Origin of the sequence: Singulisphaera photorubra, assembly GCF_045290345.1 — a bacterium.
Classification (GTDB): domain Bacteria; phylum Planctomycetota; class Planctomycetia; order Isosphaerales; family Isosphaeraceae; genus Singulisphaera.
This window is the reverse complement of record NZ_CP155447.1, coordinates 2,027,640-2,042,371: the sequence shown is the minus strand read 5'-3', so window position 1 is coordinate 2,042,371 and position 14,732 is coordinate 2,027,640. Positions and strand designations below refer to the sequence as shown.

Sequence of the window (14,732 nt, the reverse complement as noted above, 5' to 3'; positions counted from 1 at the left end):
CTTGCCGTCAGTCCACATTTCCTTTGATTCAAACCAATAACACAGTCTTCCAAGCTCGGGGTCGCCCGGCGTGCGATCCGCGAAGGCGAGTGTGGGACGTTGCCAACGAGAATTCCGTTGGAACCCAGAAAGGAGCCTCGACCTTAACTCAACTCAACTCGTTGATATTTCGGCACATTTCAACTTAACTAACTAGTCCAGTCGAGCGAATTGCCACGCTTCGACGCTGACAATTTAAGCGACGGTTTCCCTTCGACGCGACTCAGACCTCCACATGCAGGGGGCGAGATCCAACCCCCATGAATCGACACCCCAACCGTTGCCGTCAGGGATTGTGACTGCGCCGTGCGGGCTCTCCGCAGGGAAAGACAACGGAACGGTTGTGCGGCTCACACAGTTCACACCAGTGCTGCTTTCACGTTCCATGTGTTTCACAGGGGCATTTTCATGTCCAATCGACGTGGATTCACTCTGATCGAATTGCTCGTCGTTATCGCGATCATCGCGGTTCTCATCGCACTGTTGTTACCTGCCGTCCAGGCGGCACGCGAAGCGGGACGCCGGGCGCAATGCGTGAACAATCTGAAGCAATTCGGACTCGCCCTTCATAACTATCATGACACTAACGGGTCGTTTCCGATCGGCGTGAGTCTCAACGTGGCAACCGGCTCCTCGTCGAGCTTCTCGCCGCAGACTCGTCTGCTTTCGTTCTTGGAGCAGACGGCCCTGTATAACGCGATCAACTTCAGCCAAGCCACCACCGCCGCGCCGAACTCGACAGCCTTGGTGACATCGATCAACATCTTCCTCTGCCCATCGGACTCGCAGAATCAACTCCCCGTGGGCTATGCCGGCATCACGTATCGGGTCAATTGCGGGACAAGCATCGTCAATGCGTTCGGCCCGCAAGACAGGGCGAGCGTGAACACGACCATGCCAGCTCCTAACGGCCTGATCTTCGGCGACTTCAACATCAAGATCGCCGACGTGATCGACGGCACGAGCAATACGGCCGCCTTTAGCGAGCACGTCAAGGGCGACTACAGCAACTTGATCTCCACGGAAATCTCCGACACGTATCAGCCCGGGACCTATCCCGCCAGTGCGGATGAAGCCCTCCAGATGTGCCGGGCGGTGGACATTCGCGATCTCACCAAACAGGGAAATTCCAACGCCGGAGCGCCTTGGATGTCCGACGGTCACACGACGACCAAGTACTACCACGGCAGTCCGCCGGATTCGCGGTCGTGCATGTTCCCGCCGCAACGAATCAGCACCACGGCCAACAGCCGCCACCCCGGTGGCGTCAATGTCTGCATGGCCGATGGATCGGTCAAGTTCGTCAAGACGTCGATCAACCTCGGTACCTGGCGTGCCCTGGGAACCCGCAACGGCGGCGAAATCATTAGCAGCGACAGCTTCTAGGCAAATCACTCGGCGCAATGGAATCGACTGATGTATCGGCATCCATTTTGACGACGAAAGAGGATCTCTGCCATGCGCAAGAACGCAGCCCTGGCCATGGGTTTGCTGTTGGCGTCGGTCGGCCCTCTCAGGGCGGATGAGCCTCGGCCCGTGCCACTCACCCGGCCCGAAATGAAGCAGTTGCTCGAAGATATGAAGCTTCGACACCCCCGCTTTCAGCTCCCGGAACTGAGCGCCGAGGAGAAGGCAAAGCTGGGCGAACGTGAAAGTGGCTATGAGAGTCGCCTCCGCAAGCTCTATCTCCATCCCAGCGAGGGAGTTCGCTTCGGAGGAGGGAATGCGCAGGCGGCGCCGGCCGTTGATTTGAAGGGAGGAACCGCCGCAGAGCCGGGAATTCGACGCAACACCGATCCCAACATGTCGCTGGATTACCCCTTCAAAACCCAGATGTTCTGGGTCGTCTCGCGGACCAACAACTGCCAGTATTGCCTGGGACACCAGGAGTCCAAGCTCCTGGGGGCCGGCTTGAAGGAAGAAGAGATCGCCGCCCTGGACGGCGATTGGCTGGAATTCAATCCGGCCCAGCGCGCGGCGTTCGCCTTCGCGCGAAAGCTGACTTACGAACCCCACAGACTGAATGATGCTGATATTGATGAACTGCGAAAGTCCTACAAAGACTTGCAAATCCTTGAGATGATCCTCTCGATCGCCGGCAACAACGCGATCAATCGGTGGAAAGAGGGGGCAGGTATCCCCCAATCCAAGGACGGCGGCAATTTCAGAAGGCGAACGGAAAACGGCGCGACTCCTGCGCCTGCCCTGGCCCCGGATGCCACGGCACCCGCCCAATCCTACCTGACACCGACACCAGAAAAGTTCAGGACGACCATCACCAAGGTCGCGCCGATCCAGGTTGATCGAATCTCGGGCGAACCGAGCCGACAGACGATTTGCGAACGCCCCGCGCTCGAATCACGCGAGGAGGTAGAGCGAGCACTCGAACTCTGCCGAAATCGAAAGCCGCGTTTGCCACTCCTTGATGAAGCCAAGGCACGCGAAGTCCTTTCGGAGAACGGCCCCAGTGGCCCGCTCCCCCAGTGGATTCGGCTCCTTGCCAACTTCCCCCGCGATGGTGTAAGCCGGGTCATCAGCTTGCAGTCGGCCGAGGAGAAGGGGGATCTGACGCCCTTACTCAAGGCCCAGGTGAGCTGGATCATCGCACGCCAGGACCGGGCTTGGTATGCCGTGGGTCACGCCAAGAAACGCCTCGAGCAACTTGGCCAGTCGCAAGAGCAAATCGATAAGCTCGACGGCCCTTGGTCTGAATTCACGATGTCTGAGCGTGCCCTCTTCACCGTGGCCCGCAAACTGGCAGCCTCGCCCGTCGTGCTTACAGACGAGGACGTGGCCAACGCGGTCAAATTCGCCGGCCCCCGTGATGTCGTTCAACTCATCAGCTACACGACCAACCGAGCGTCGTTCGACCGCATCACAGAGGCCGCTGGCCTGCAACTGGAGCGGTAAAGCAAGGGGGGATCTGAAGCGGCTGCCTCCAGCCTGGTGATCTGAACCCCACGTGCTTATAGATTGAGGTCCACTGGCAAACCGCTGCCTCCCCTTGCAGCGGTTTACCAGTGGGCTGCGCACGCGCAAACAAATCAATCATAGTCAATCTCTGTTTATCCACATAAACTTCAGTGTCCGTTGGGCGGGCATCCGCACTCATGGCGACGAAAAAACCCCACCGCCTCACAAGGCGACGGGGTCCAAAGCCGAGAGCGTACAAGAGGAAATTACGGCCGGGCCGGCCGTGCTACTGCAAACCAACCCGGGGCGGAAACCGCAAGAATTATCAACGATCCGCCATAGAGCTAAGATTCACCCTCGTTCCCACGGTCCCCCGTGGGAATGCCGTCCCCGACGCTCCGCGTCGTCTGGCCCTCGAAAGCCGAGGACGCAGAGCGTCCAAGACTTCATTCCCACGGAGGACTGTGGGAACGAGTAGCGAGAGGCTTTCTAGTCCTGTATCGGGTCGTTGAGAATTATCGGTTCTTGAGCTCTGTCACGGATCGTTGATGAAACAGCAGCCGGACCAACCGTGCCACTCCTTCAACTCTCGGCTCACGCTTCGATGAGATCAAAACTTGCCGGTTGCACCACTTAGCTCTGGGGGGACGCCTGGCTCGAGGGAGCGGGGGCGGGAGCCGGGGTCGTCGGCACCGGGACATAAGTCGTGCACGGCACCTGGCGAACCACCTGCCGCGGGACGCAGGTCATCACGGTCACCGGAACCTGCACAGGGACCTGCACGGCCACTTGTCGGGTTGCGTTCTCGGTCACCTGACGCGTCTGCGTCGTGTACGTCGTCACCGGAACCTGCACGGGGACCTGCACGGCCACTTGTCGGGTTGCGTTCTCGGTCACCTGACGCGTCTGCGTCGTGTACGTCGTCACCGGAACCTGCACGGGGACCTGCACGGCCACTTGCCGGGTCGTGTTCTCGGTCACCTGACGCGTCTGCGTCGTGTACGTCGTCACCGGAACCTGCACAGGAACCTGCACGGCCACTTGCCGGGTCGTGTTCTCGGTCACCTGACGCGTCTGCGTCGTGTACGTCGTCACCGGAACCTGCACAGGAACCTGGCGGACGGTCATCACGGTCACGTTTCGGGACTGCACAGTCGGCACGAACTCGGTCCGGGTTTCGGGAACCGTGATGGTCTGAGTGACGGGAACCCGGTCGGTCACTTGCTGCGCGACGATGGTGGTCACCGGTACGCAGACCTCGGTCACGCGTTCTTCAGGCACAGCGCGGGTGACCGGAACAGGAATCATCCGGGTCTGCTGCACGGGAACCTGAACGGTCTGCTGAACCGGAACCAAACGGGTCTGGGTCTGGCAGACATACTGGGTTTCGGTCACGTCGCGCACAACCTGCTGGGGTGCGGGAGCGGCCGACTGCGGGCTGGGCGACTGCTGGCTGGAGGCCACGGCCGGGGCCGGAGCCTCGACCCACTCAACCACCTGCCGAGTCGTCGTAACCGGCTGGTTAACGGTGTAGGTCTGGGGGACCATCGTCGTCTGGACCCGGCACTCCAAGACGGTCACCGTCTGGGGTTGCATGACCGTCTCGGTCACATTGCGATAGACGACGTCACGCCGCTGCTGGCGTTGAATGGTCGTCACCGGCTGCGACACGGTGCGCACCTGATCCTGATACGTGATCACCTGTTTCGGTACGTTCACCGTCACGGTGCGCGGGACGTTGACCGTCTCGTTCACCACCTGGGTCACTGGCACCTGCTCGGTGCGGTACTGCGTCTGCATCTGCGTGACCGGAACCGTTTCGCAGACCGTCCGGGTGACCGGGACCGTCTCCGTCTTGATGTCGGTGCGGTACTGCGTCTGCATCTGCGTAACCGGAACCGTCTCGCAGACCGTCCGGGTGACCGGGACCGTCTCCGTCTTGATGTCGGTGCGGTACTGCGTCTGCATCTGCGTGACCGGAACCGTATCGTAGACCGTCCGGGTGACCGGGACCGTCTCCGTCTTGATGTCGGTGCGGTACTGCGTCTGCATCTGCGTGACTGGAACCGTCTCGCAGACCGTCCGGGTGACCGGGACCGTCTCGGTCCGGTACTCGGTGCGATACTGCGTCTGTGTCTGCGTGACCGGAACCTGCTCGTAGACCGTTTCAATCACGGACTGGTAAGTGGTCTGCGGGACGAGCGTCGTCCCACCACACGCGTCTCCCGACGTCGGTGCAACCACCGAGCCGTCCCCACCGCAGGGGGAGCAGGCCACAACATTCTTGTGTCGGCTGCTAAAGAGGCCGGCGGCCTCGGCCGAGATGGCCGAGACATTCAACAGAGCCGTGCCCATCGCAACCGCCAACGCAAGCCGACGTACCGTCGCCAACTTCCTCTTCCCCTTCGGGCGTCTCATGATGATGCGTTCTCCCTTGGAGCCTGTTCCGGCAGACGTCTACTCTGGGATAGAAACAGTCCGCCCTGTTTGCTGACAAACCGGTGGATCGAACCCGCCTGATTGCCTGGAAGCCCCTATCATCAACTTTCGCACTGTTGATGATTTGGATTTCTGATTCTTGATCTCAGTCGAGAATCCGTTTTGTTCTCAGCGTGTGAACCGCGGATTGAAGACGAGCCGAAGCGTTCAGAAAAATGCTCCCAGTGGATTCCCAGGCGCTCGGTATCACCCCTGACGTCACCGCTGCACCACTTCCAGCAAATCGGCGGCCATCGGCTGACAATATAGGAGTTCTACGAGCACCACAGAGAAAATCCAGCCTAAGAAGTTTAGGCTAACAATTCCGTATGCGTAGGCAACTGTAAAATCTCCTGATTTTCACGAGTCTAGCTAAATTCCGCTGACCACCGATCCCGTTTTGAAGCCGTGGCTTACAACGAGATTAGGCACAGAGAAGGCGCTGCGAAGAATTGAGGTCGATCTTATTAAGGCAGACATGAGACGCTCAAATCGATCGCACGGGGCGGCTTGACGCCACCGATCGCCGCGTTGATAATTAAAAAGCTTGGGTCCTCCCCTTTGCGTGTTCGAGGGGCGAATGGAGCGTGGAACCGCCTATGTCTCTCCGCGGTTGGCGACAACGACGAGAAAGACGCGGCCTGGGGATCATTTTCCTGATCTTCAGCCTCGTCCATACTCCGTTGCCGCAACCTGACTTCCACAACATTCGCCACCATGACGCGCCCGGAGAAATCTGCGACCATCACGACCACCTGCTCCGCTGGCATCCCGCCGCGGGGCTCGCTCAGGACGTGGCGACGTTGCACTGGCACTGGTTCTTGCCCACGGAAGACGGAGCCGGTTCGGCCCTGCCGGAGCAAGGGCCAGCGCTGCACGCGCACGTCGCCGACTGGCTCGCATCGACCTGGGACGATGGCCCTCGGTTCGTGCCGGACACGCATTCGCAAGTCCTCGTGCGAACCTCGCTCTGTCCCCAGGCAACGCTTCCTCCCGACCTGATCGATCCCTGGTTCTCGGTCCTCGGGCCATGCCGCGGTTTCCCCTACTTCAGCGCCACCACTGCGCGCCCCACCTCCCCGATCGTCCTGCTCGAACGCTGGCTCTGCTGAGTCGACCTTGCCACCTCTCGATCGAGAGCGGCAACACGCCCCACCGTGGGCCTGTGCGCGCCTCCTTCAGAGATCCCACCATCCCCAACGTGGCCTAGTCGATTCCAAAGCGGATTGCGCAAGCGATCCCTTCTCCGGGTACCGCATCCCCTCCACCAATCAAGTGAAGGGATGTGGCCATCGGAGAAGTCGGTGGAAAATGGGAGGCATCCCCACATGTCCGTTGCATTGCCGAACCGTCGGTCGTTGAAGAGCATATTGCCCTGGGTCGCCCTCACCCTCTGCCTAATTCTCCTGATCGCAAGTTTTATCTTGCACGACACGCTGTTCCACGGGCGGTCCCTGCAGGCTTCCTCGGCACGCCCCGAGGCGGCAGACGTGCCAGTGACCGAGGCGGTCACAACCGTCACCCTGGCGGAGGGAAAGTTGAAGGCGGCCGGGATTCGAATCGAGCCGGTGAATCAGATCTCACTTCCCTCCGAGGTGACGGTCGCGGGGAAGGTCGCGGCGAATCCCGACCGCCGAGTCGAAATCCGTCCTCGCGCCGCGGGGGTCGTTCGCGAGGTGCTGGTCAACCTGGGTCGTACGGTCCGGAAAGGTGAGCTCCTGGCCGTCCTCGACAGCCCCGACATTGGCACCGCCCGCCTCAACCTGAGGGGCCGGCAGATCGAGCTGGCAACCGCGCGGAAGGAGTTTGAGTGGAAGCAGCAGGTTGCCAACAACGTCGCTCGGCTGATCCCGGCGATCCGCAAGCGGGAGCCGGCCGCCACGATTCAGAAGGAATACGCCGACCGACCGCTCGGTGCCGACCGCGCGCTCTTGCTCCAGGCTTACGCCGAATTCGAGATCGCCTCCCACGAGGCGGAGAAGACCAGCGCTCTGTTCAAAGATCAGATCATCGGCGAGCACCCCGCGGCCGTCGCCCTGCATACCTTCGAGGGAAACCAGGCCAAGCTGGGGGCGGTCCTGGAACAGGTCCGGTTCGACGCGTCCCAGGAGCAAACCCTGGCCGACCAGAAAGTCCGCCTGGCCGAGGCGGCTGTCATCGACGCGGCGCAACGGCTGCGGATCCTCGGAGTCCAGGAGGACATTACCCAGTTGCTCGCTCACGCCAGCGACGTCGCCGCCTCCCGATCCTCGTCGTCCGAAGACGTGACGGCCTGCCAGGTCACCGCGCCATTCGACGGCACCATCATCACCAAGACGGCCGTGCCCAGCCAGAAGGCCGACCCCACCGATATCCTCTTCGTACTGGCCGACCTAAAAACGGTCTGGGTGATGGCCAACATCACCGAGTCCGACCTCGCCGTTCTGCCGGCCCTTAAGGCCGAACGGATCCGGATGACCGCCCCGGCCTACCCCGGCCGGACCTTTCCAGCCAAGCTCCTCTCCGTCGGATCCACGGTCGACCCCACCACGCGGACCGTTCCCCTCCTGGCCGAGACCGACAATGCCGACGGCCTCCTCAAGCTGGAGATGTTCACGCGGATCATGCTCGACAGCCCCACGACCCAGAACGCCCTGACGATCCCGACCGCCGCCATCGTCGAGATCGAGGAACAGGAGGGGGTATTCATCCCTTCCGGCCAGAACGGACACACCTTCACCTTCCAGCCGATCAAGCTCGGCCGCGAGATGGACGGCCGCCGAGCCGTCCTCGCCGGACTCACCGAGGGCCAGCCCGTCGTCTCCGCGGGTGCCTACCTGCTCAAAAGCGAATTGATCCTCCAGAACGAAAGCGGGGAGGATTGAAGTTGGGACGATCCACGGATCGAGGCCCACTCAAAAACTAACATGCTTAATTCGCTTATTGCATCAGCCCTTGCCAACCGCTTCCTCGTACTGACGGGGACCCTCTTGGTCGCGGTCCTCGGGGTCTACTCGGCGCTCCATCTTCCGATCGACGCGGTCCCCGACCTGACGAACGTTCAAGTCCAGGTGATCACCGAAGCCTCCGCACTGAGTCCCCTGGAAGTCGAGACCTTACTCTCGTTCCCGGTCGAAGGGGCGATGAGCGGGCTCCCCAACGTCGAGCAGATCCGCTCGATCTCCAAGTTCGGGATCTCGGTGGTGACGATCGTCTTCCACGAGGGGACCGACCTCTACCGCGCCCGGCAGCTCGTGGGCGAGCGGCTCGCCCGAGCGCAGGAGGCGATCCCCGCGGGCTACGGCAAGCCAACCCTGGGGCCGATCACGACGGCGCTCGGGGAGGTTTACCAGTTCCAGGTCAAGGCGGCCAAGGGGTCGGGCGTGTCGGCGATGGAGCTGCGGACGATCCTCGATTGGTTCGTCGCCTACCAGTTGCGCGGGGTACCCGGCGTCACCGAGATCAACTCGCACGGCGGCGAGCTCAAGACGTACCAGGTCGAGCTCGATCCCGACAAGCTGGCCACCTATCGCATGTCGATGACCCAGGTCTTCGACGCCTTGCGAAGCAACAACGCCAACGTCGGCGGCGGCTACCTCGTCCACGAGGGGGAGGCTCGCTACATCCGCGGCGAGAGCCAGACGCACGACGTGGCCGACATCGCCGCGATCGTCATCGACGAGCGCAACGGCGTTCCCGTGACGATCGCCAACGTCGCCAACGTCCACCCCGCGCCGATGATCCGCGCCGGCCTGGCGACCCGCGACGGCGAGGGGGAGATCGTCACCGGCCTGGTCATGATGCTGATCGGCGAGAACTCGCGGACGGTGGTCGAGCGAGTCAAGCATGAGATCGCCAGACTCCAGAAGAGCCTGCCCCCCGGGGTGACGATCGAACCCCTCTATGACCGGACTCACTTGATCGACCAGACCCTGGACACGGTGCTGCACAACCTGGCCGAGGGCGGGGCCCTGGTGGTCGTGATCCTGCTATTCCTGCTAGGCAACATCCGGGGCGGCCTGATCGTGGCGTTGGCGATCCCGCTGTCGATGCTCTTCGCGGCCAACGTGATGCTCGCCACGGGGGTCACGGCCAGCCTGATGAGCCTCGGCGCAATCGACTTCGGTCTGATCGTCGATTCGAGCGTCATCATGATCGAGAACTGTGTCCGCCGCCTGGGGCACGAGGGGGGGACGCGGCCCAAGCTCGAAATCATTCGCGACGCCGCCGTCGAGGTCCGCAAGCCGACGATGTTCGGCGAGTTGATCATCGCGATCGTCTACCTGCCGATCCTGGCGCTCGAGGGGACCGAGGGCAAGCTGTTTCGGCCCATGGCCCTGACGATTATCTTCGCCCTGGCCGGCTCAATGGTGCTCTCGCTGACCTTGATGCCGGTGCTCGCCTCGCTCGTCCTGTCCTCCAAAGCCGAAGAAAAGGAGGTCTGGCTCGTCCGCCTGCTCAAGCGAGTCTACGTGCCCGGGCTCGACGCCGTGATCCGCCGCCCGGTGATCGCAACCCTGCTGGCGCTCGGCCTGGTGGTCTCGAGCGTGCCGGTGGCGCTCGGACTCGGCGGTGAGTTCATGCCCCGGCTCAATGAAGGTGATCTGCTGATCGAGGCCGTGCGGATCCCATCGGCCTCGCTCGAAGGGGCCGTGGCCGCTTCGACACAGATCGAGAACATCCTCAAAAAGTTCCCCGAGGTCCGCTTGGTCTACAGCAAGACCGGCCGCCCCGAGATCGCGAACGACGTGATGGGAGTGCATCAGACCGACATCTGGACCCTGCTCAAGCCGCCGGCGGAGTGGCGCCCTGGCCTGACCCGGGACGCCCTGATTCAGGCGATGGACCGAGAGCTGAATGAGAACGTTCCCGGCGTCAAGTTCGGCTTCAGCCAGCCGATCGAGATGCGGGTCAACGAACTCGTCGCGGGCGTCAAGAGCGACGTGGCCGTCCTGCTCTACGGCCCCGAGCTCGAGGTCCTCCGCCGCAAGTCAGGGGAAATTGAGCGTGCCCTGGCAAAAGTCCGGGGAGCGACCGGAATCAAGACGCCAACCTCGGGCCGGTTGCCGATGCTCCGGATTTCGGTCCGCCGCGACCAACTCGCACGCTATGGAATCAAAGGGGCCGACGTCCTGGAGGCGGTCGCCGCCCTGGGAGGGACGACCGTGGGCACTGTCTTCGAGGGGCAGTACCGGCACCCGATCCAGGTCCGCCTCCCCGAAGCCTGGCGAAACGATCCCGAGAAGATCCGGTCGATCCGGATCGTCGATCCCCAGGGACGGCCGATCGCCCTCCGTGACCTGGCCGACGTTCGCTTCGAGGAAGGCCCCAGCGAGATCGAACGCGAGAACGTCCAGCGCAGGGCGGTCGTCGGCGTCAACGTCCGGGGCCGCGACATCGCCAGCTTCGTCGCCGAGGCCCAAGCGGCGATCCAGGCCAAGGTACAGCTCCCTCCCGGCTATATCCTCCGCTGGGGCGGACAGTTCGAGCACCTGCAATCCGCCACCCAACGGCTCATGATCGTCGTGCCGATCGCCCTGGCCCTGATCTTCCTGCTCTTGTTCAGTACCTTTCACTCACTGCGGCTGGCCGCCTTGATCTACCTGGCCGTGCCGATGGCGGCGACCGGCGGGATCTTCGCCCTGGCCGCCCGTGACCTGCCGTTCTCGATCTCGGCGGGGGTCGGCTTCATCGCCTTGTTTGGCGTGGCCGTGCTCAACGGTCTGGTCTGGGTCAGCGCCGTCGAACAACTTCGCCTCGAGGGCATTGAACCTCACCAAGCCGCCCGCGAAGCCGCCGTCGTCCGCCTCCGGCCGATCTTGATGACCGCCCTCGTCGCCGGCTTCGGCTTCATTCCGATGGCCCTGGCCACCACCCCCGGCGCCGAGCTTCAACGTCCCCTGGCCACTGTCGTTATCGGCGGCCTCATCACCTCAACCCTGCTGACCACCCTGGTCCTCCCGGCGATCTACCCTTGGTTTGTCGAACGCCCCAAATCGATCGAGCTCTAACCGGTGCATCCGCCAGGTTCGTTGATCGCAATGATTGAGTCCAACCCGTAGCCCGGCCGGCCGGGCTACGGGTTGTGGCTCGCTTTGCCTCGCCTGAAAATGAGAATTTGCCAGTTAAATCACATCAGTTTTTTCCCAGGGACGATGAAACCATTTGACATCCACCCCTGTTGCGAGATTTGATGAACTTGATTCATTCGACGTTTCAGACATGCAGGACTTATGTCAACGATGACAAACAGTCTACCCTGGTTCCCGACGATCCTTAACAGCATTGCCGACGCCGTCATCGTCGGTGACATGGATGGTCGCGTCACGTTCATGAATCCTGCGGCCGAGACCCTCACGGGGAGTTCACTCTGTCAGGCGAAGGGAAAACCGGTCTCCGAAATCTTTCCTCTCCTCGACGAGGAATCGGGAACGGCGATCGAGCCGTTCCCGCGGATGGCCGCATTGGATCCAAGCCGGATGGACCTGCCGAAGCGGCCACTTCTGCGAACAAGACTCGGATTCTTGGTCCCGATCGAGCACACGACCTCCCCCATCGAAGAGAATGGAAAGACTGTCGGAACCGTCGTTGTGTTCCGCGATGTGAGCGTTCAGCGACGTCACGAGGAGTCGCTCCGGCGGCGCAACGAGCGACTTCAAATTCTGTCCGAGGCCACCGGCAAGCTCCTCGCCACCGACCAACCCGAGGCCATGGTCACCCGACTCTTCGAGACCGTCTCGAAGCATCTCGGGCTCGACGCCTATTTCAACGTCATGCTGGACTCTGAGGCCGATGGCCTGCAACTCGACGCTTGCGCCGGAATTTCCGAGCCCGAGGCCCAGGGCATCAAACTCCGGAAGCTTGGGGAGGCAGTCTGCGACCCCATCGACCTTCCCGAACCATCCCTCGTTGCGTCTGAAATTCAGAACTCCGATGACGAGCGAGTTCAGGCCGTCAACGGCTTCGGCCCTCGTGCCTCCGCCTACAATGCTCTCAAGGCTGGCGACCGCCTGCTCGACACGCTCTCGTTTGCCACCAGGAATCGCGACCGTTTCAGTGAAGATGAGCTCGAATTCCTCAAGGCGGTCTGCCACTACGTCGCTCTCGCCAAAGAGCGGCAAAGGCTCTTGAATGAAGAAAGAGAGCGGGTGGACCGTCTGGAACGGAGCGCGGAGGCGCTCAGCCAGAGTGAGTATGAGCTTCGCTACGCGCTTGAGGTCGGCCGGCTCGGGAGCTGGCACCTTGAGTTTCCCAGCAATGATTTGCGGTGCTCGGCACAGTGCAGGGCCGACTTCGGACGCGCGGCGAACGAATCATTCACTTACAACGACTTTCTCCATGCGCTCCATGACGACGACCGAGAATCGGTCAGCGAACGGATCGAAAGGGCCTTCAGCACCGGCGAAGATTATGAGGCGGAATACCGCGTCTACTGGCCTGACGGCAGCCTGCATTGGATCTTCGCTCGAGGCCGTCCGATCTACCATGCCGTCGAGTCGACCCTGGGGCTAGTTGGGCTGACGCTCGATGTCACCAGCCGCAAGCAAAACGAAGCCCTCCTCGAACAGCAAAAACATATTCTCGAATTAGTGGTCCTCGACTCGAGCCTCTCCGAAGTGCTCGACGCCCTCTGCCGGATGATCGAGAAGCAGTTTGAAGAGGAGGAGATGCACGCGTCGATTCTGCTGCTCGACCCGGACGGCGTGCACCTCCGGCACGGTGGGGCGCCGACGCTTCCAACAGCCTACGTTCAGGCGATCGATGGCACCGCCATCGGCCCCGCCGTCGGCTCCTGCGGCACAGCGGCCTTTCAGAAAAAACCGATCTACGTGAGCGATATCGCCAACGACCCGCTGTGGGCCGACTACGCGGACCTGGCTCTGTCACACGGACTCCGCGCGTGCTGGTCGCACCCGATTCTCTCCAGCAGTGGCGCGGTGCTCGGTTCGGTCGCGATGTATTATCACCGCCCACGACAGCCGAGCCCGAATGATCTCCGACTGATCGACATCGTCACGCGCACGGCGACCATCGCCATCGAGCGAAAGCGGTTCGAGATCGAGCTGCACCAGCGAAACGAGCAACTGATCGATGCGGACCGGCGCAAGAACGAATTTCTGGCCATGCTCGCTCACGAACTGAGAAATCCGCTTTCGTCGATCGGCAACGCCGCTGAGCTCCTCAAGCAGGACAAGACCGGCGAGCATCACGTCTGGGCCAACGAGGTCCTCGACCGCCAGGTGAAGCATCTCGCTCGCCTCATCGACGACCTGCTCGACATCTCACGGTTGACGCATGGAAAAATCGAGTTGCAGCGTGAGACAATAGACGCTTCCAAGATCTTGGGACAGGCCGTGGCGGCCGTCAGGCCGACCGCCGAACTGCGCAGGCAGAAGCTCACCGTATCCTCGACTCGCGGAGCTTCCCTGGTCCACGCCGATCCGTTACGCCTTGAACAGATCCTCACAAACTTGCTCACGAATGCCGTGAAATACACCCCGGAGGGGGGCCAGATCTCCGTGGCCATTGCGCACGAGGATGAAAACATCATTCTTTCCGTGAAGGACGATGGTGTCGGCATTGCTCCCGAACGCATCCCTCAGATGTTCGAGTTGTTCACCCAGGGCGATCGAACCCTCGCTCGTTCGGAAGGGGGGCTTGGAATCGGGCTCACCATCGTGAAGACCCTGGTTGAGATGCACGGTGGAACCGTCACGGCGGCGAGCGCCGGTCCGGGCCAGGGAAGCATGTTCCGTGTCACTCTTCCCTCCCTTGCCCAGGAAATCCGGCCGGCTCGGGCTCCTGCGACGCCCAAGTCGGACCGGAAGACTCAACTCCGTCGCCTTCTGATCGTCGACGACAACGAAGACACGGTGAAGTGCATGGCACGGCTGCTGCGGCTCAAAGGCCACGAAGTCGCCACCGCCTCGACCGGCCTCGAAGCCGTCGAACGGGTCAGCGACTTCAAGCCGGAGATCGTGCTTCTCGACATCGGACTCCCGGGCATGGACGGCTATCAGGTCGCCCAGAAACTCCGAGCCGAGAAAGCGTGCAAAGACCTCCTCATCATCGCCATCTCGGGTTACGGCCAGGAGGAAGACCGCAGGCGATCGACGAGTTCAGGCTTCGACCACCACCTGGTGAAACCGATTGACCACGACGCGCTGCTCTCACTCATCGACGGGCCTTGCTAACGCAATCCGATGATGGCGAAACCCACTCCCATTACTTACAATTTCACCCCCCAGCGGTTTGCATCCGGCGGGCGCACGGACCAAAGGGACCGGGCCCCGGCCGTAGAGCCTGGCGATCAACGATAAAAG

The 14,732-nt window shown here is 61.9% G+C and carries 7 protein-coding genes; 6 read left to right on the top strand and 1 reads right to left on the bottom strand.

Annotated elements, in window-relative coordinates; genetic code table 11:
* Positions 1-447 precede the first annotated feature (447 nt).
* Positions 448-1,425 carry a DUF1559 family PulG-like putative transporter gene (locus V5E97_RS07980; RefSeq protein ID WP_406698793.1) on the top strand — a complete coding sequence of 326 codons (978 nt, stop codon included), beginning with the start codon at positions 448-450 and terminating at the stop codon, positions 1,423-1,425.
* Between the two features lie 72 nt (positions 1,426-1,497).
* Complete coding sequence (locus V5E97_RS07975) at positions 1,498-2,949, top strand: carboxymuconolactone decarboxylase family protein (RefSeq protein WP_406698792.1); 1,452 nt, start codon at positions 1,498-1,500, stop codon at positions 2,947-2,949.
* A 636-nt stretch (positions 2,950-3,585) separates the two neighbouring features.
* On the opposite strand, the gene V5E97_RS07970 is transcribed toward V5E97_RS07975, so the two are convergent.
* Entirely contained in the window at positions 3,586-5,370 is a 1,785-nt protein-coding gene (locus V5E97_RS07970) for a hypothetical protein (protein WP_406698791.1), read from the bottom strand.
* 659 nt (positions 5,371-6,029) lie between these two features.
* On the opposite strand from V5E97_RS07970, the gene V5E97_RS07965 reads away from it, so the two are divergent.
* The 4 genes from V5E97_RS07965 (at position 6,030) to V5E97_RS07950 (ending at position 14,603) form a co-directional block, all read left to right on the top strand.
* Entirely contained in the window at positions 6,030-6,542 is a 513-nt protein-coding gene (locus V5E97_RS07965) for a hypothetical protein (RefSeq protein ID WP_406698790.1), read from the top strand.
* 216 nt (positions 6,543-6,758) lie between these two features.
* A complete protein-coding gene (locus V5E97_RS07960; RefSeq protein WP_406698789.1) occupies positions 6,759-8,294 on the top strand; it encodes an efflux RND transporter periplasmic adaptor subunit in 1,536 nt (511 codons plus the stop codon).
* Between the two features lie 42 nt (positions 8,295-8,336).
* On the top strand, positions 8,337-11,420 hold the full coding sequence (locus V5E97_RS07955) for an efflux RND transporter permease subunit (protein WP_406698788.1): 3,084 nt from the start codon (positions 8,337-8,339) through the stop codon (positions 11,418-11,420).
* 231 nt (positions 11,421-11,651) lie between these two features.
* Positions 11,652-14,603, top strand: coding sequence for an ATP-binding protein (locus V5E97_RS07950; RefSeq protein WP_406698787.1), 2,952 nt, complete (start codon positions 11,652-11,654; stop codon positions 14,601-14,603).
* The last annotated feature ends 129 nt before the right edge of the window (positions 14,604-14,732 follow it).

Bases quoted from the DNA above. Each gene is read 5' to 3' on its own strand.
- V5E97_RS07975 (WP_406698792.1), top strand. From the start codon at position 1,498: ATGCGCAAGAACGCAGCCCTGGCCATGGGTTTGCTGTTGGCGTCGGTC.
- V5E97_RS07980 (WP_406698793.1), top strand. From the start codon at position 448: ATGTCCAATCGACGTGGATTCACTCTGATCGAATTGCTCGTCGTTATC.
- V5E97_RS07955 (WP_406698788.1), top strand. From the start codon at position 8,337: ATGCTTAATTCGCTTATTGCATCAGCCCTTGCCAACCGCTTCCTCGTA.
- V5E97_RS07970 (WP_406698791.1), bottom strand. From the start codon at position 5,370: ATGAGACGCCCGAAGGGGAAGAGGAAGTTGGCGACGGTACGTCGGCTT.
- V5E97_RS07960 (WP_406698789.1), top strand. From the start codon at position 6,759: ATGTCCGTTGCATTGCCGAACCGTCGGTCGTTGAAGAGCATATTGCCC.
- V5E97_RS07965 (WP_406698790.1), top strand. From the start codon at position 6,030: ATGTCTCTCCGCGGTTGGCGACAACGACGAGAAAGACGCGGCCTGGGG.
- V5E97_RS07950 (WP_406698787.1), top strand. From the start codon at position 11,652: ATGACAAACAGTCTACCCTGGTTCCCGACGATCCTTAACAGCATTGCC.